Source organism: Aeromonas sp. QDB20 (assembly GCF_027707805.1).
Classification (GTDB): Bacteria; Pseudomonadota; Gammaproteobacteria; order Enterobacterales; family Aeromonadaceae; genus Aeromonas; species Aeromonas dhakensis.
On sequence record NZ_JAPCJC010000005.1, the window covers coordinates 22,938 to 39,069 of the forward strand.

Genomic DNA, 16,132 nt, shown 5'->3' on the forward strand with positions numbered 1-16,132 from the left:
GCAATTGCGGGCTTTTTTTATGGCCATTACACGGTGCGGGGGCGCAGGTGGGCGTGCCAGCGGGCTTCCCACTTCTTGAACAGCCAGACGATGACGAAAGTCAGCAGCATGTAGAGCAGGCCGGCGGTCAGGAACGCCTCGAACGGGCTGTAGTAGCGGGAGTTGATGATCCGCGCGGCGCCGGTCAGATCGACGATGGTGATGATGCCCGCCACCGCCGAGCCCTGCAGCATGAAGATCACCTCGTTGCTGTAGGCCGGCAGTGCCCGGCGAAACGAGTTGGGCAAAATGATGCGGGTGAGGGTCTGCCAGCGGGTCATGCCGAAGGCGTTGGCCGCCTCAATCTGCCCCTTTGGCATGTTGAGCACGGCCCCGCGCACGATTTCGGCGGTGTAGGCCCCGGTGTTCAGGGTGAACGCCAGCAGGGCGCAGAACCAGGCTTCGGCAAACAGATCCCAGGCGACGCTGTTTTTCAGCCACTCCCACTGGGCGGCGCCGTAGTAGATGATGAAGAGCTGCACCAAGAGCGGGGTGCCGCGAAAGAAGTAGATGTAGGCCCAGATCGGCCCCTTGATCAGCCAGTTGCGGCTGTTGCGCAGGATACCGAGCGGCACCGCCAGCATCAGCCCGAGGATCAGGGAGGCGGCCACCAGCAGTACCGTGGTATAGAGGCCCTGCCAGTAGGTGGGCCATTCGCTGAGAATGATTGAAAAATCCATGGCTTACCTCGTCTTTATCGCATAGTGACGCTCGGCCCATTTCAGTGCCGAGGTGGAGACCGCAGTGAAGATCAGGAAGATCAGGGCCACCGCCATGTAGAAGGTGAAGGGCAGCTGGGTCGAGCCCGCCGCCAGGGACGCTTTGCGTACCATGTCATCGAGCCCGATGATGGAGACCAGCGCCGTGGTTTTCAGCAAGACCAGCCAGTTGTTGCCAAACCCCGGCAGGGCGTGGCGCATCATCTGGGGAAACAGGATGCGACGAAACACCTGGGTTGCCCGCATGCCGAAGGCGCGGGCCGCTTCCAGCTCGCCCTTGTCCACTGCAAGGATGGCGCCACGGAAGGTCTCGGTCATGTAGGCGCCGAAGATGAAGCCGATGGTGGCCACCCCGGCCGCAAACGGGCTGATGTCGATGTAATCGGGCAGCAGGGAGACCCACTCCTGGTTGGGGTTGCTCGCCAGCAGGTAGTTGTTGTAGGTCTCGTTGACCCAGGTACAGAGGTTGTTGATGAGCACCTGACCGCCGAAGAACAAGAGCATCATCAGCACCAGATCGGGAATGCCGCGGATGACGGTGGTGTAGGCGGTGGCAAAGCCGCGGGCCCACTTGTAGGGAGAGAGCTTGGCCAGCGCCCCCAGCATGCCGAGCACCAGCGCCAGCAGCAGGGAGGCCAGCGCCACCTCCAGGGTGACCCAGGCCCCCTCCAGCAGGGAGGTTTCGTATCCTTTCAAATCAAACATATGCAGTTCCATCGCAACTAAGCGGGCCCATCACTCCCTGGCGAGAGACGACGGGCCCGATGACTACAGACGAGGGTCAACCTGTCGCTATTGTGCGTGTCACGCCCTGGCTCCTGCCTCTGGCAGCGAGCCTTGGGAGTTACTCGCCGTAGACGTCGAAGTCGAAGTACTTGTCGTTGATCGCCTTGTACTTGCCGTTGGCACGCAGCGCCAGGATGGCGGCGTTGAATTTCTCTTTCAGATCCTTGTCGGCCTTGCGCACCGCAATGCCGGCGCCTTCACCAAACCACTTGGGATCGGTCAGTTTCGGGCCCACGAACTCGAACGCATCGCCGCCCTCTTTCTTGAGCAGACCGTCGCTGATGGCGGCTGAGTCGGCCAGCACGTAGTCGACGCGGCCGGATTTCAGGTCGAGATAGGCCTCATCGGCGGTGCCGTAACGCTTGATGGTGGCGTTGGGGAAGTTGTCGGTAATAAAGGTGTCCATGGAGGTGGCACGCTGCACGGCCACTGTCTTGCCATCCATGAAGGCCTTCTCCAGTTTCACCTCAGTGCCTTTCTTGGCAGCGAAGCGGGCCGGAATGTGCTGGTACTTCTGGGTGAAGTCCACCTTCTTCTTGCGCTCTTCGGTGATGTCCATGGTGGCGATGATGGCGTCATATTTGCGCGACAACAGCGCCGGAATGATGCCGTCCCAGTCCTGCTTGACCAGGGTGCACTTCACCTTCATCTCCTCGCACAGGGCGTTGGCGATGTCGATGTCAAAGCCTTTCACCTCGCCGCTCGGCTCGGTCCAGGAGAAGGGGGGGTAGGCACCTTCGACACCGATCCGCACCTCTTTCCACTCCTTGGCCATCAGGCTGCCGGAGGACAGGGCAGTAACCATGGCAGTCGCCAGCATCAGCTTGTTCATGTATCTCTCCTTGATAAAGTCATCGACTGTTGCAATTGCAGATTGTTGGGCTCAGCTCCGGCCATCAATAGATGGAGGAGATGAATTGCTTGAACCGTTCGGACTTGGGATGAGCGAAGATCTCCTTGGGATTGCCCTCCTCCTCCACGCGGCCCTGGTGCAAAAACATTACCTTGTTCGACACATCGCGGGCAAACGACATCTCATGGGTCACCACCAGCATGGTGCGTCCCTCTTCGGCCAGCTCGCGCATCAGGCCGAGTACTTCGCCCACCAGCTCGGGGTCGAGCGCCGAGGTGGGTTCATCAAACAGCATCACCTCGGGTTCCACCGCCAGGGCCCGGGCGATGGCCGCCCGCTGCTGCTGGCCGCCGGAGAGGTGACCCGGGTAGTAGTCGCGCCGCTCCCACAGCCCTACCCGGTTGAGCAGTTGTTCCGCCTTGGCAATGGCCTCGGCGCGGGGCACCTTGAGCACCTGGATCGGCACCTCGATGATGTTCTGCATGATGGTCATGTGCGACCAGAGGTTGAAGCTTTGAAACACCATGGCCAGCCGGCTGCGAATGCGCTCCACCTGCCGCATGTCTTCCGGCAGACGTTCACCGGTGCGGTTGGTTTTCATGCGAATAAGCTCGCCATGGAGGGAAACCGTGCCGGAAGAGGGTGTTTCCAGCAGATTGATACAGCGAAGAAAGGTCGACTTCCCCGAGCCGGAGGAGCCGATAAGGGAGATGACATCCCCCTTGTGGGCGGTCATATCGATGCCCTTGAGCACTTCGTGGGTGCCGAAATACTTGTGCAGATCACGAACTTCCAGTGCGGCAACGTCGCTCATCCATTACAACCTTGTCTGTCCCTAGACGCCGCTGGGGCGTGACTCACGCCATCGCTTATTTAACAAAAAGTTAACCGATGGCAACCTTCAGCGAAAATATCACTCGGATAGTCAAAAAACAATACAGAACCGAGGTCTTTGGTGTTTTGTCTGTATTTTTATTGGCCAAACAGGTATTTTTCAGCACTTTGTCTGCATAAAATGCTAATCACCCCGGTTCGATAACACCGCCTTTTTATACCCGCAGCGCACTACTGGCAAGAAAATTCCGCCCATCATGCCATAAGGCAGACGAAGTGGCTTTATTCACCAGGCCCGCCCTCGCATCCCGTTGAAAAATCGCCGACTCGCGCCGTTTTTGGATTGCACCAGGGTGGGGAGATGCCCCGAAACGGGGCCTCATTTCATACCAGAAACATAACAAATCGATAAAAAGTTCCGGATGAGGCAGGCAAACACACAAATATGTGACACAGGGCCAATAAGTGATGATAAGGTGTCATTTTTGTCAGTTTTTGTGATCGAGGCCCCGATGTTGCTCAATGTGTTGCTGATCCTGCTGCCGCTTGTGATCGGCTATCTGGTACCCCTCTCCTCCGCCCGTTTGATCAAGCTGGTCAATCAATCGCTGGGCAAGATGGTTTATCTCATCTTGTTTCTGATGGGGCTGGGGCTCGCCTACGTGGAGAACCTGGGCAGCAACCTGGCGGTGATCTTCAAGGTGGCCGGCGTCATGCTCGCCGCCATTACCCTGTGCAACCTGCTGGCCCTCTGGTGGCTGGATCGGCGCTCCCCTCCTACGCATGAAGCCAGCGACGGCCAGATGCCGAGCAAGCTGCACCTGTTGTGGGAGTCGCTGCAGCTCTGCTTCGTGGTGCTCGGTGGCGTCTTGCTGGGGCTGCTGGTGGACCTGCGCGCCCTGCCCATCGACAAGTGGAGCGAGTGGGCCCTGATGCTGCTGCTGTTTCTCATCGGGGTGCAGATGCGTAACTCCGGCATGCGGCTGCGCCAGATCCTGCTCAACCCCTGGGGCATGAAGATCGCCGCCACCGTCATCGTCAGCAGCTGGCTAGGCAGCCTGCTGGCCGCCCAGTTGCTCGGCATGCCGCTAGCCCACGGCCTGGCCCTCAGCTCCAGCTTCGGCTGGTATTCACTCTCCGGCATCCTGGTGGCCGACAAGCTGGGGCCGGTACTGGGCTCCGCCGCCTTCATCAACGATCTGGGGCGCGAGCTCATCGCCATCCTGATCATTCCGATGCTGATGCGCCGTCACCCCTCCGCCGCCATCGGCTATGGCGGCGCCACCGCACTCGACTTCACCCTGCCGGTCATCCAGAAATCCGGCGGCATCCAGGTGGTGCCGGTGGCCATCGTCTCCGGCTTTATCCTGAGCCTGCTCGGCCCCATCCTAATCCTGGGCTTCCTGGCCATCTGATCTCGACCCGTTGACTGGCCCACGGTCAACAACAAGCCCGGCACTGCTGCCGGGCTTGTTGTTTAAAAGAGGGGTGGCCTGACATCACGGATTCCCCATTAACTCCGATATTCAGCTGCGCCAGCGGCCGCCGCTCATCACCCGCTCGATGGTGAGCGTGTCGGGGTCGATCAGCAGCAGATCCGCATCCTGCCCCACCGCCAGCGTGCCCTTGGCCGCCAACCCCAACGCCCTGGCCGGATTGGCCGTCACCACCGCCAGCGCCACCTCCAGCGCGATCCCCTTGCCGCAACTCTCCACCAGCGCCTGCCACAGGCTGCCTATCTGGCCGCAGCGCAGCTCGATGAGACGCCCCTCGCTGTCGAAGCGCGGCAGGCTGGCGTTGGCGTCCGAACTGAAGCTGATACGTTCGGCAGGTACCCCGGCCGCCAGCAGCGCCACCAGGGCGTCGGCCGCCAGCAACTCACCATCGTCCAGCAGGTCCGGGAAGCTCGAGGTGGTGAGATCGACCCAGCCGCCGGCCCGGCCCCACTCGATGGCCTCGGCAAACAGCCAGGGATTGCGGTTGCAGTGGGTGGGGTAGAGCTGGCGCAGCGGGATGTCGGTGCCATCGCGCAAGGCCCGCAGCGGTGCCAGCGCCCCGCGCCCGTCCCCCAGATGAAAGAAGCTGACCCCGCTCTTGCCCGCGAGCAGCCCGGCCACCCGCGCCTCGCTCACCAGGCGGGCCAGCTCGTCGTGGGTCGGTGCGCTGGATCTGTGATCGCTGATGGCCACCTCCCCCACCCCCAGCACCTCGGGAATGAGCATGATGTCCGATTCCACCGTGCCGGTGAGGGTCTTGACCGGCAGATGGTAGGAGCCGGTATACATGAAGGCGCTCACCCCGGCGGCGCGAAACTCGCGCACCTTGCCGAGCACCTGAGCCGGACTGCGAGTCAGGCTATCGGTACCAAGCGCCGCCACCAGGGTAGTGACCCCGGCACTCAGCGCCTCCCTTGCCGAGAGCTCCGGCGTGCGAAAACCAAAGCCCCCCTCGCCGCCACCGCCGGTGATGTGGGCCAGCGGATCCACCAGTCCGGGCACCAGATAGCGGCCGCGACCGTCCACCCGCGTCAGCGGCCAGTCGGCGGGGACAGACAATCCCTGCCCGAGCCAGGCGACGCGGCCATCGGCCACCAACAGATCCTGGCGGCCAAGCGGGGTCGGACCATAGAGTTCGGCCCCTTCGATCAGGGTCAACATGCGGCATGCTCCTCGTGAGGTTGATGTGCGCCGTCAAGCGGCAGCCATGCTGCACTCTACCCAGCCGACGGTCAGGGAGGGAAGCACTTCCTCACGGCCAGGCGGCCGTTTTCATAGGCAAGGGCCGCCGGATCCGCTAGGCTCAGCGGCAATCCCTTTGGCTGGTTCCCCCTTCATGAACTATCTGGCTCACCTGCATCTGGCAGCCCATACCCACAGCTCCCTCACCGGCAACCTGCTGGGGGATTTCGTCAAGGGTGCCCTGCCCACCGGCCTCGCCGCGCAATTTGACGAGGGGATCTGGCTGCACCGCAAGATAGACGCCTTCACCGACGGCCACCCCGAACACAGGGCGGCGGTGGCCTGCTTCGAGGCCCCCTGGCGCCGCTTTGGCGGCATCCTGGTGGACATGCTCTACGACCACTGGCTCAGCCTGCACTGGCCGCAGTTTCATGACGAGGCCCTGCCCCGCTTCCTACAGCAGAGTTACCGGCACCTGCTGGCAGATGCAACCCAGCTGCCGGAGGGTCTGCCCCTACCCCTCAAGCGGATGGCAGAGCAGGACTGGATCGCCTCCTATCAGCGCAAAGAGGGACTGGCGCAGGCCCTCAACGGCATAGGTCGCCGGCTGCGCCGCCCGCAACCTCTGGGAGAAGCGCTCACGACCCTGGACGCGGCCCGCTGGCAGCAGTGCGAAGAGGGCTTTCTGCGCTTCTATCCCCAGCTGATGCAGTTCAGCGTGCAGCAGCTGGTCCACTATCGTGGCGGGGATGAACGGCCGCAACCATGAGTACCCCGCGAAATGACGGCAAACACACTCTCTTTCGCTCCCCGTACTTCACGGGAGCATAACTCCGGTTGAGCTGGGGTAAGGAATATTTGCTTGACAATGCCCCTTGATGGAAAATATTTCATTCATTGAATATATATTTTCATATATCGCTCTGGCTGTAAAAAATCAACATCAATGAAGGCTCCACATAAATGGTGCCACACCAGCTCTGACTGACATTATTTTCATATAAAAACGCCTGTCGAATGCCGCTGCTATTATCCATAACCTCCAGAATAATAAAAAAGTCATTGACTAGCCAGTATTAATTATTACCCTCACGGTAATGGATATGTTTCATTTAAAACTCGCTGACATATTCATTGCGAGAATAATATTCTCGATATCTGTCAATTGTAAGATTTTACAATAGCGATTAAAACCTGGAGAATTATGATAATGGAGATCAGGCATTCAACATTATGGATGGCCGTCAGTGCCATGCTTCCATTGATGGCGCATGCAGCCACTCCGCTGGATATAGATGCTCGTTGGAAACAGGAAGCCGTCATTACCCACCCGGATCATGCGCGCTACCCAAATACGGCAGAGGCAATTCAACAACAGCGCAAGAATATTTTCGACTGGCGTACCCAACACCTGCAAGTTGGCATGTCTTCGATAAGCGGAGAAGATGAGCTGATGACCAGCCCATTCTATATCTGCGAAATAGAATCGCTCTACAATATTCCGGGTGGCGCAGCCATCACCTCGGATATCATGGGCCCGGGTAATCAGCTTCCTCCCGCCACAAGCTGCACCAGGCGGGTAGCCAGATCCATCGCAGACAAAATACCCGACGTGGACCCCAATAGCGGTTGGGAGCTCCTCAAATTCAATCTTGGCTACAAGATGCAGCATTATGCCAATGCGAAGTCCGTCTGGTCTGCCGATGGAGATGATGCATTTTCAACCAATCAATATCCCTATCTCATCCTCTACAACCGGATGACGGCAAAACTGCGGGTGATGGGATATTTCCCCGGTTACACCATAGGCACCGGCGTTGCGGTGACGCTCTCCACCACTGGCAAATCCAAGCTCTTTGACAGCAACCAGAGCGCGGATGCCCGATTCTACTCCAGCAGCAAGACCGGCTTTGGCGCCATCAATAACGCGCAGGATGGTGGCTGGGGGGTGACCGACTTCCAGGTGAATCTGGATCCCTGTTCCGCCGGTTCAGATGAGATTGACTTGAACATCAAGATCAGTCCAAAAGCGATCGCCAATGTTGAACTGTATGGGCATGCCACCGGTATCTCGCAGAATATCACCGACGAGGGTATCGGCGATCCGGCGGCCTATCTGATGGACGTCTCGGGTAGCTTGAGCGACAACCTGGAACAGGCCGGCAATTATACCGTCAGCAATCTCTCCGACCTGCAGAATGTCTTCGGCGGCATCAACGACTCCGCCACCTCCAATGCCGTGGCCAGCGATGCCTTGGGTGCCGCAGGCGACTTTCTGGGCGGCATGATGGAGCTGGCCCCGGGGGGAAGCAGTGTAACGGCAGGCTTCAAGGCACTGGCCGGCACCCTGTCTGGCGTGGGATCCATCTTCGGAACACAGGCGGCGGCCGTGCCCGGCTACAGCCCAATCATTCCACAAATCTCCTTCTCGGAGGTGTATTTGCGGGGTGAAACGACCTCCTCAGATCCTGGCATCACGGTCAAACTGAAAATGCCGGGCAGTTTGTCCACCGCCTGGCAAGATTTTGGCGAAAATGGTGCCAGTGATATCTCGTTCCCGCTCTATGATGAGCCCATGGGCTTGTTCACCCTGTTGACCACCCCGAAGGTCCGTGTCGACAAGACCTATAGTGATCGCTCCAGCTCCCAGGGATACAAGCTGGTCACCACCTTCATCCCCTCCAACGTCGTGCTGGCAAGCAATGCCAAGTCGGGCTTGACCATGAGTGGCTGGAACACGACCGAGAATACCGGCGTCAATCTCACCGGGAGATTGAAGATCAAATATCTGGTCAGTGCGGATGTCACCCCACAGTTCACCAACCTTCACGATATAGATGGCAATAATGACAGCTTCTCCTATGCCGCTATGTCTACCAATGGCAGCAGTTCCAAGCTGTATACGGTAGTCACCGATGATGTGCCCTTGATGTATTTGTACGACCGCTTGAACAGCAAGCGCCCGAGCATTTCATTCAAGGGGGGAAAAGGGGTTGTGGATAGCATCTCCCTGATCGTCACGGCGAAGAATAATTCCGCCACCCTCCATGACAATATCTTGAATAAAGACATCACCATGGTGAATAAAACGGACGCCGAGGGGAAATTCGTTCCCTACTATTTGACCATGAAAGAGTATCCCGCCACCTTGAGTTATACCAAGGACACGCTGGATCCGGATAGCGATGCCAAGCGCCTGATAAATTCAGGACAACTGGGCAATGTGACGCTGACTCCCAAGCAAGGTCTTGATATTCGTCTCGGTGTACCATCAAGTCAGGTCACCATAAAGAACTATTGCGCGGCAGAAGGGGAATATAACAAGCCCCATGAGGTCAGAAGCGATGGCACCTATGCCATCTATGCCGATGAAGACATGGCCTATTATACCTATGATCCCAAACAAGTCAGTCAGTCTCAAAACAACTACCTGACTCTCGGCGCCGATGGTGCTTACAATCCTGCCATGACCTGGGGATTTCTCTCATTCAACCTGGGTGAATACGTCGCCAAATATGGCAACAGAAAACCGAGCTCGGTTTCATTGAGAATTGAACAGAACGATCCCGGCACCGTATATATTTCCAGTTACTGGAGTTACTACTTCTTCAGCGCCAACGCCTCAACCTGGGCGATGCGACAAAACAGCTGGAAAGAGTACCGGCCCAAGTTCAGCGACCAAATCACCTACTCCAGTGAACAGGTGGCCTGGGTTGATGTCACTGACTTGTTCAATGCCGCCCTGGACAGGGCAAAAACGGGGAGTGGCGATACCTATGAACAACCAAGATTGAGCTTCACGCTCGATCCCGGTTATGCCAGTTTCTACGATAAATATGTCTATACCTCGGAGGCAACCCCGGCCAAAGCGCCCCAGCTGACCATTCATTTCTAAGCCAACGGCAAGCGTAGCCAAGGCCACTTTGGCCATAAAAAAGTCCCTGCCTTGGCAGGGACTTTTCATTTGGATGCGCGCTCGCACTGTGCTCGCAGCGACAGCCCGTTTTCCCCTGCAAGCCAGGGTAGAAACCCAGCGGGTCAGCTGTCGGCATCCTTTTTCTTGCGAATGCTCAGCCCCAGCTCGCGGCCGCGCAGGCGGGCGTAATAGATGGTGCCGATGAAGGCGAGCACGGTGAACAGCAGCTCCACCACCGCCAGCCACCGCTCTCCCTCATCCGTGGTGATCAGGGTCAGGGCGTGCAGGAAGTAGGGCATCAGCACGAAGTTGCCCCAGGCGTGGGTGTAGGGGTTGCCCTGCACGATCCCCTTGAGCGGGAACAGCAGCGGCACAGTCCAGATCACCGGCAGCAGCCAGGGGTTGAGGTCGGGATGGGGCGAGAGCCAGAGGTGCCACAGCAGCACCCAGATCAGCAGGCCGAAAAAGCCGACCAGGGTCAGCAGGCGGGCGAAGCGGGTGCTCACTTGAGGATCTCCAGCACCTGCTCGGGCGGGCGGCCGATGCGGGCCTGGCCGTTCTTGATGACGATGGGGCGCTCGATCAGTTTGGGATACTGATGCATGGCGCGAATGAGGGCGTCGCCGCTCACCTCGTCAAGCCCCAGCTCCTTGTAGAGATCTTCCTTGGTGCGCATCAGCTGGCGCGGATCGCTGAATCCCAGCTGACTCAGCAGGGTGCGGATCTCTTCCTCGCTCGGAGCCTGCTCCAGATAGAGCACCACAGCAGGGGCGATCCCGTGTTGTTCCAGCAAGGCCAGGGTTTCACGGCTCTTGGAGCAGCGCGGATTGTGGTAGATTTGGGTCTCGCTCATGATAACTCCCTGATTAATCGCAAGATGGGACAAGAAACGGCGCTATTGTAGGGGAAACTGATGGTCAGGGTAAGCGCGAGAGTGCAGGAATTGAAACGAATTTGTTGGCTGATTGTGGCCGGCCTGCTGACGGCCTGCAGCCCGGCCCCCCAGTTCACCGACAGCCAGCACCTGCCGTTGGCCCTGGCTGACTTTGCCGGCAAGCCACTCTTGGTCAACTACTTCGCCCCCTGGTGCGCCCCCTGCCTGCGGGAGCTGCCGCTGCTGGAGGCGCTGGCGCAGGAGGGAGAGATCGCCGTGGTGATGGTCAACTATGACCCGACCACACCGGCCGAGCTTCGCAAACTGGCCGGGCAGTACCACATCAGGGTGCCGCTGCTCATCCCCCGGCAGGAGGCGAGCCTCCCCTTCCCCCGTCCCGCCGGGCTGCCCACCAGCTATCTGCTCGATGGCAAAGGAAACCTCCTGCAGAGCCTGGTGGGGGAGCTCACCCCATCGCGGGTAGAGGCCCTCAGGGCCTCCGTCAAGCCGGCTGGCCACTGAACGCCTGACCCCTTGCCGCCGGCCGCTCTGTTTCCCCAACCTTCCCCCTGTTGTTGCCCATCGGCCACCTGCATCAACGACAAGGGCGCACCCTGGTGCGCCCTTGTCGTGCGTGCGAGCCGCTGGCCCGTCAGCCCTTGAGGCTGTCGAGATCCTTCTTGGCCCGTTCCAGCTCGGTGATCCGTGCCTCCAGCCTTGCCAGGGTCAACTTGTCGTTGGTGGTACCGCGCGCCACGATCAGCTCGTCGATGGCCGCCTGGTAGTCACCGCGCAGGGAGAGCATCTCGGCGCGCGCCATGTGCAATTCGGTCATCCTGCCCGCCTTGCGATAGGCATCGGAGAGCAGGCTCCAGGCCAGGTTGTTCTCTTCGTGCTCACGGGCATAGGGGTCGAGAATGGCGATGGACTTCTTGTAGTTGCCCCCTTCCAGGTAGGCGTTGCCGAGGTTCACCACCACCACCTCGTTGTCCGGCATGCGGGTGCGGAACTTCTCGAGCCGGGCGATGGCCTGGGCGCTGCGCCCCTTGGCCAAGTCGATGTCGGTGAGGGCGTCCACCACGAACAGATCTTCCGGGTGGCGAGTCACCAGCTCCTGCATCAGGGCGTCGGCCTCGTCGGTGCGCTTGAGCTGCAGCAGCGCCAGCGCCTTGCCGTAGATGGCCGCATCCTTGAGCGGGTAGTCCCCCTTCTGCAACCGGTTGTCGAAATAGGTGAGCAGGGCCTGCGGGCTCTCGGTGCCGAAACGCACCTGGATGCGCACCTTGGCCAGCCAGAAGTCGAGGCTCGGCGGCAGATTGCGACGGCCATAACTGCCCGCCCGGGCGCGCGCCTCGCTGATCCGTGTCTCCGGCAGCGGGTGAGTCAGTAGCATCTCAGGCGGCTTGCTGGCGTAGCGATACTCGGCCGCCAGTTTCTGGAAGAAGTTGGCCATGCCCATGGGATCGAAACCGGCGTCGTAGAGGGTCTTCATACCGATCCGGTCCGCTTCGTATTCGTTGTCGCGGGTGTAGTTGATGGCCGACTGCATGGAGAGACCCAGCGTGGTCTGCAGCGCAGCGATCCCTGCGGTGGGGTTGATCACCGCCAGCGCAATGGAGCCCACCAGGCCGGCCAGGGTCATGGCGGAGCTGCTCGCCTGCGCTTCCATATAGCGGGCGATGTGGCGCTGGGTCACGTGGGTGATTTCGTGGGCCAGTACCGAGGCGAGCTCGCTCTCGCTGTCGGCATAGAGAAACAGGCCGGTGTGCACCTTGACCCGCCCGCCGAGGAAGGCGGCCGCGTTGATGCTGGGGTCGTTGATGAGGAAGAAGGTGAACGGGAAACGCACCCCGTCGGCGTTGGAGAGCAGCCGCTGGCCCAGATCGTCGATGTACTGGCTCAACACGGGATCATCTATGATCGGCAAACCGGCCCGGGCAAAGCGCATGAAGGCGTTGCCGTAGCGCACCTCCTGCTCGATGGGCAGGGCGGCCACCCCGGCGGTGCCGATGTCGGGAAGCTGGTTGCTGGCCTGGGCATGGAAAGTGGCGCCCATCAGGGAAGCCAGCAGGGGGAGCGATGCCATCAGGGGGGAAAAGCGTGCCACGTTATCTCTATCTCCAATCAGACCCTACCGGGACACCGGCAGAATACCCTTGCCCATCAAGGGCTACAAGCGTTGTTTCGTGCTCTCATCACGGCCATAATAGCTGCCATCACGCGCGATGGAGCCTCCATGGAATACCTCGACCTGACCCCCTGGCGTTGCCCCGAGCCGCTGATCCGGCTCAAGCTCTGGTTGCGGGAGGCCAAAACCGGTCAAGCCCTCGCCATCCGGCTGGCCGATGCCGGCTCCCGGCAGGACATTCCCGCCTATCTGCAGCGCCAGGGTCACCCCTTCACCTTGCAGGAAGCGCCGGACAATACCCTCTCTTTGCAGTTGGTGGTCGGGGCCAGGCACCACAGCCAGCCCCAGTAACGTAAAGGATGTCGCCATGTTAGAAGTCATCAAGCGCTGGTATCAGACCCGCTTCTCCGATCCCGATGCCGTCACCCTGTTTCTGCTGCTGGCGGCCTGTTTCGCCGTGCTCTGGCTGTTTGGCGATCTGCTGGCACCACTGTTGGTCGCACTGGTGATGGCCTACCTGCTGGAGTGGCCGGTGAGCCGGCTGCAGCGGGCCGGGCTCTCGCGCACCCTGGCTACCAGCCTTATCCTGCTGCTGTTCATCGCCCTCACCGCCATGGCGTTCCTCGGGCTCATCCCGACCCTGGCGAGCCAGGGGCTGAACCTGGCCAAGGAGTCCCCGGCCATGCTCTCCCATGCTCAGGACTATGTGCGCACCCTGCCGGAGCAGTACCCCGAGCTGGTCGATGTCAGCCTGGTGGAGACCGTTATCGACAACATGCGACAGCGTATCCTGAGCGGGGGCGAGCAGCTGGTGACCGCCTCCCTCGGCTCCCTCATCAACGTGGTGGCCATACTCATCTACGCCATCCTGGTGCCCTTGATGGTGTTCTTCATGCTCAAGGACAAAGAGATATTGATGGGGGGGCTGCGCCGCTTCCTGCCGCGCAACCGCACCCTGGTCAACCGGGTCTGGGTGGAGATGAACGAGCAGATCCTCAACTACATCCGCGGCAAGGTGATCGAGATCCTGATCGTCGGAGTGGCGACCTATATCCCATTCGCCCTGATGGGGCTGCGCTACTCGGCGCTGCTGGCGGTGGCGGTGGGCTTCTCGGTGCTGATCCCCTACATAGGTGCCGCCGCGGTGACGGTGCCGGTGGCCATGGTGGCCCTGTTCCAGTGGGGGCTGACCCCCGAGTTCACCTGGCTGATGGTGGCCTATCTGGTGATCCAGGCCCTCGACGGCAATCTGCTGGTACCTCTGCTCTTCTCCGAGGCGGTCAACCTGCATCCGGTGGCCATCATCGTTGCCGTGCTGGTGTTTGGCGGCCTGTGGGGCTTCTGGGGGGTCTTCTTCGCCATCCCCCTCGCCACCCTGGTCAAGGCAGTGCTCAATGCCTGGCCCAAGCGCGAAGAGCTGCCCGCCGTGCCCAAATAATGCGATAGTCGTGCCTGGCCATCGATGACAACGGAGTGTCCATGAAGATATTGCAAATGCTCACACGGACGGGGCTGGCGGCCCTGCTCCTGACCACCCTGCCGGCCCGGGCCGATCTCGATATCGGGGCGCTCAGCGCCTTCTCCAGCGACAGCCCCGACAGCCCCATCCCCAAAGGGTTGGTGCTGGGCGGGGCCGTCATCGGCGGTCAGGCCCGCTATCAGCACCAGGATGACACCCTGCTGCCGATCCCGGGTGCCCTCTACTTTGGCGACAACCTCATGTACCTGGGGGATCGGGCCCGCTACTACCTGAGCCGCAATGGCGGCCTCTCCACCTACGCCTTCGGCCGGATGCGCTTTGGCAATCTGGATCCGGACGATGATCCCTTCCTGCACGGCCTCGACAAGCGCAAAGGTGAGTTCGAGGCCGGGATCGGGGCCGATCTCATCACCCCCTATGCTCTCTGGAGCGTGCGGGCCACCAGCGACGTGACCGGCACCAGCAATGGCCAGGAGCTGATGCTGTGGGCCAACTTCCCCATCATCCGCGGCCCGCTGCTGCTGATGCCGGGGGCCGGCGTCATGCTGCGCAGCCACAACCTCGCCAACTACTACTTCGGCGGTGTCTCGCAAGACGAAGCGAGGGCGGACAGGCCGACATGGAACACCGGCACCACCCTCTCCCCCATGGTCTCCCTCATCGGCAGCTATCGCTTCAACGCCAACTGGATCGGCGGCTTTGGCATCAACTACGAGCGCTATGACGGCGACATCGCGGACAGCCCCCTCGTCCAGCATCAGGGGGAACTCTATGCCGGGCTGGGGCTCGGCTATATCTGGTAACGCCCAGACCACACCCACACCAAAGAGAAAAGGAGCCTATGGCTCCTTTTCTTGTTATCCGGCAGAGAACGCTGTCACAGGCGGGCCAGAAACTCGGCCAGTGCGTCGTTGACGAAGGCAGGGTTCTCCAGCGAGGCGATGTGGCCGGCCGCCGGGATCTCCTTGAACGGGCAGCCCAGCACCTCGGCCATCAGGTAGCCTTCCAGCACAGGGCGGGCCTTGTCCTGGCAACCCGTCATCACCAGCGCAGGCAGCCTCATCTCTTCCAGCCACTCGATGCGATCTTCGCGGGTCACGAAGCTGCGGCCCACCGCCACCATGGCGGCCACCTTGTCAGCCGGCCAGGCGGCGAGGCGCGCCTTGAAACCGCTCATCAGGGCGGCATCCGGCTGGTCGGCAAAGAACAGCGGCGCCACCTGCTCGACGATGGGAGCCGGGATGGTGCCAAGCTGCTCGATCATGGCCAGCATGCCGAGATAGCGCTCGCAGGTGATCTGGGGCTCGAGGCCGACGAAGCTGTCCATCAGCACCAGTCCCTTGAGGCGCGCGGGCGCCATGCGCGTCAGCTCCACGCCCCACATGCCGCCGATGGAGAGACCCACCAGCACGAACTCGTCGATGCCGAGCGCATCGAGCAGGGCCAGGTGGTCGCGGGCCAGGGTCGCCAGGGTGCAGCCCCCCTCGGGCAGCGCATCGGAATCACCGTGGCCCCACAGTTCGGGCACGATGCAACGGTACTGCCCCTTGAGGGCCTCCACCTGGGGCGCCCACATGGCGCTGTCCCACAGGTAGCTGTGACCAAACAGCACGACCGGGCCCTGCCCCTCGTCCAGATAGGCCATCTGGCGGCCTGCTATCTCCATAACTTGCTTCATGTTTTCTCCTGTTGCCAACAGCCGGTGATGAGACGGCAGTGCACATCGCCATCACTGGCGTCATGTTTTTCTATTGCCGGCGGCTCGTGAGGCGGCAGTGTAACACGACCCCCTTGGCAGTAACGCCTGCCTGGTGCAATCTGGAAA

General features: G+C 60.7%; 16 protein-coding genes. 7 read left to right on the forward strand and 9 right to left on the reverse strand.

From position 1 onward, the window contains the following. Nucleotides 1–26 precede the first annotated feature (26 nt). The 4 genes from PG897_RS07495 to PG897_RS07510 form a co-directional block, all read right to left on the reverse strand. On the reverse strand, nt 27–719 hold the full coding sequence (locus tag PG897_RS07495; protein WP_005299639.1) for an ABC transporter permease: 693 nt from the start codon (nt 717–719) through the stop codon (nt 27–29). 3 nt (nt 720–722) lie between these two features. After that, nucleotides 723–1,463, reverse strand: a complete 741-nt coding sequence (locus PG897_RS07500; protein WP_005299635.1) for an ABC transporter permease — start codon at nt 1,461–1,463, stop codon at nt 723–725. A 139-nt stretch (nt 1,464–1,602) separates the two neighbouring features. Beyond that, nucleotides 1,603–2,376, reverse strand: coding sequence for an ABC transporter substrate-binding protein (locus tag PG897_RS07505; protein ID WP_017765964.1), 774 nt, complete (start codon nt 2,374–2,376; stop codon nt 1,603–1,605). Nucleotides 2,377–2,440: 64 nt separating this feature from the next. After that, nucleotides 2,441–3,211 carry an ABC transporter ATP-binding protein gene (locus PG897_RS07510; protein WP_024942791.1) on the reverse strand — a complete coding sequence of 257 codons (771 nt, stop codon included), beginning with the start codon at nt 3,209–3,211 and terminating at the stop codon, nt 2,441–2,443. 532 nt (nt 3,212–3,743) lie between these two features. Between PG897_RS07510 and PG897_RS07515 the strand changes: the two genes are divergently transcribed. After that, on the forward strand, nt 3,744–4,646 hold the full coding sequence (locus PG897_RS07515) for a lysine exporter LysO family protein (RefSeq protein WP_024942792.1): 903 nt from the start codon (nt 3,744–3,746) through the stop codon (nt 4,644–4,646). A gap of 111 nt (nt 4,647–4,757) precedes the next feature. On the opposite strand, the gene iadA is transcribed toward PG897_RS07515, so the two are convergent. Continuing rightward, nucleotides 4,758–5,888, reverse strand: coding sequence for a beta-aspartyl-peptidase (iadA, locus tag PG897_RS07520; RefSeq protein WP_024942793.1), 1,131 nt, complete (start codon nt 5,886–5,888; stop codon nt 4,758–4,760). A gap of 175 nt (nt 5,889–6,063) precedes the next feature. Here iadA and PG897_RS07525 point away from each other — a divergent pair, with 175 nt between their 5' ends. Both PG897_RS07525 and PG897_RS07530 read left to right on the forward strand, forming a co-directional pair. Beyond that, nucleotides 6,064–6,678 carry an acyl carrier protein phosphodiesterase gene (locus PG897_RS07525; RefSeq protein ID WP_024942794.1) on the forward strand — a complete coding sequence of 205 codons (615 nt, stop codon included), beginning with the start codon at nt 6,064–6,066 and terminating at the stop codon, nt 6,676–6,678. Nucleotides 6,679–7,521: 843 nt separating this feature from the next. Continuing rightward, nucleotides 7,522–9,804 (forward strand): hypothetical protein, encoded by a 2,283-nt coding sequence (locus PG897_RS07530; RefSeq protein WP_201881758.1) that lies wholly within the window; start codon nt 7,522–7,524, stop codon nt 9,802–9,804. 143 nt (nt 9,805–9,947) lie between these two features. On the opposite strand, the gene PG897_RS07535 is transcribed toward PG897_RS07530, so the two are convergent. Together PG897_RS07535 and arsC are read right to left on the reverse strand one after the other, a co-directional pair. After that, nucleotides 9,948–10,331 carry a DUF2069 domain-containing protein gene (locus PG897_RS07535; RefSeq protein ID WP_124250144.1) on the reverse strand — a complete coding sequence of 128 codons (384 nt, stop codon included), beginning with the start codon at nt 10,329–10,331 and terminating at the stop codon, nt 9,948–9,950. Next, nucleotides 10,328–10,678 (reverse strand): arsenate reductase (glutaredoxin), encoded by a 351-nt coding sequence (arsC, locus tag PG897_RS07540; protein ID WP_024942181.1) that lies wholly within the window; start codon nt 10,676–10,678, stop codon nt 10,328–10,330. The genes PG897_RS07535 and arsC overlap by 4 nt, the downstream gene beginning before the upstream one ends. A 60-nt stretch (nt 10,679–10,738) precedes the next feature. Between arsC and PG897_RS07545 the strand changes: the two genes are divergently transcribed. After that, nucleotides 10,739–11,221 (forward strand): TlpA family protein disulfide reductase, encoded by a 483-nt coding sequence (locus tag PG897_RS07545; RefSeq protein WP_024942182.1) that lies wholly within the window; start codon nt 10,739–10,741, stop codon nt 11,219–11,221. 130 nt (nt 11,222–11,351) lie between these two features. On the opposite strand, the gene PG897_RS07550 is transcribed toward PG897_RS07545, so the two are convergent. Then, nucleotides 11,352–12,806, reverse strand: coding sequence for a beta-barrel assembly-enhancing protease (locus tag PG897_RS07550; protein WP_367273673.1), 1,455 nt, complete (start codon nt 12,804–12,806; stop codon nt 11,352–11,354). A gap of 129 nt (nt 12,807–12,935) precedes the next feature. On the opposite strand from PG897_RS07550, the gene PG897_RS07555 reads away from it, so the two are divergent. From PG897_RS07555 to PG897_RS07565, 3 genes are read left to right on the forward strand one after another with little or no spacing between them, the layout of a single operon-like run. Then, complete coding sequence (locus tag PG897_RS07555; protein WP_010634366.1) at nt 12,936–13,178, forward strand: sulfurtransferase TusA family protein; 243 nt, start codon at nt 12,936–12,938, stop codon at nt 13,176–13,178. A gap of 16 nt (nt 13,179–13,194) precedes the next feature. Further along, a complete protein-coding gene (locus PG897_RS07560; protein ID WP_017786655.1) occupies nt 13,195–14,265 on the forward strand; it encodes an AI-2E family transporter in 1,071 nt (356 codons plus the stop codon). Nucleotides 14,266–14,321: 56 nt separating this feature from the next. Beyond that, nucleotides 14,322–15,110 carry a MipA/OmpV family protein gene (locus PG897_RS07565; RefSeq protein WP_024942184.1) on the forward strand — a complete coding sequence of 263 codons (789 nt, stop codon included), beginning with the start codon at nt 14,322–14,324 and terminating at the stop codon, nt 15,108–15,110. A 74-nt stretch (nt 15,111–15,184) separates the two neighbouring features. Here PG897_RS07565 and PG897_RS07570 read toward each other — a convergent pair whose 3' ends face one another. Further along, the gene (locus PG897_RS07570) at nt 15,185–15,985 is read right to left on the reverse strand and encodes an alpha/beta fold hydrolase (RefSeq protein WP_024942185.1); all 801 of its coding nucleotides are present in this window, start codon (nt 15,983–15,985) and stop codon (nt 15,185–15,187) included. Nucleotides 15,986–16,132 lie beyond the last annotated feature (147 nt).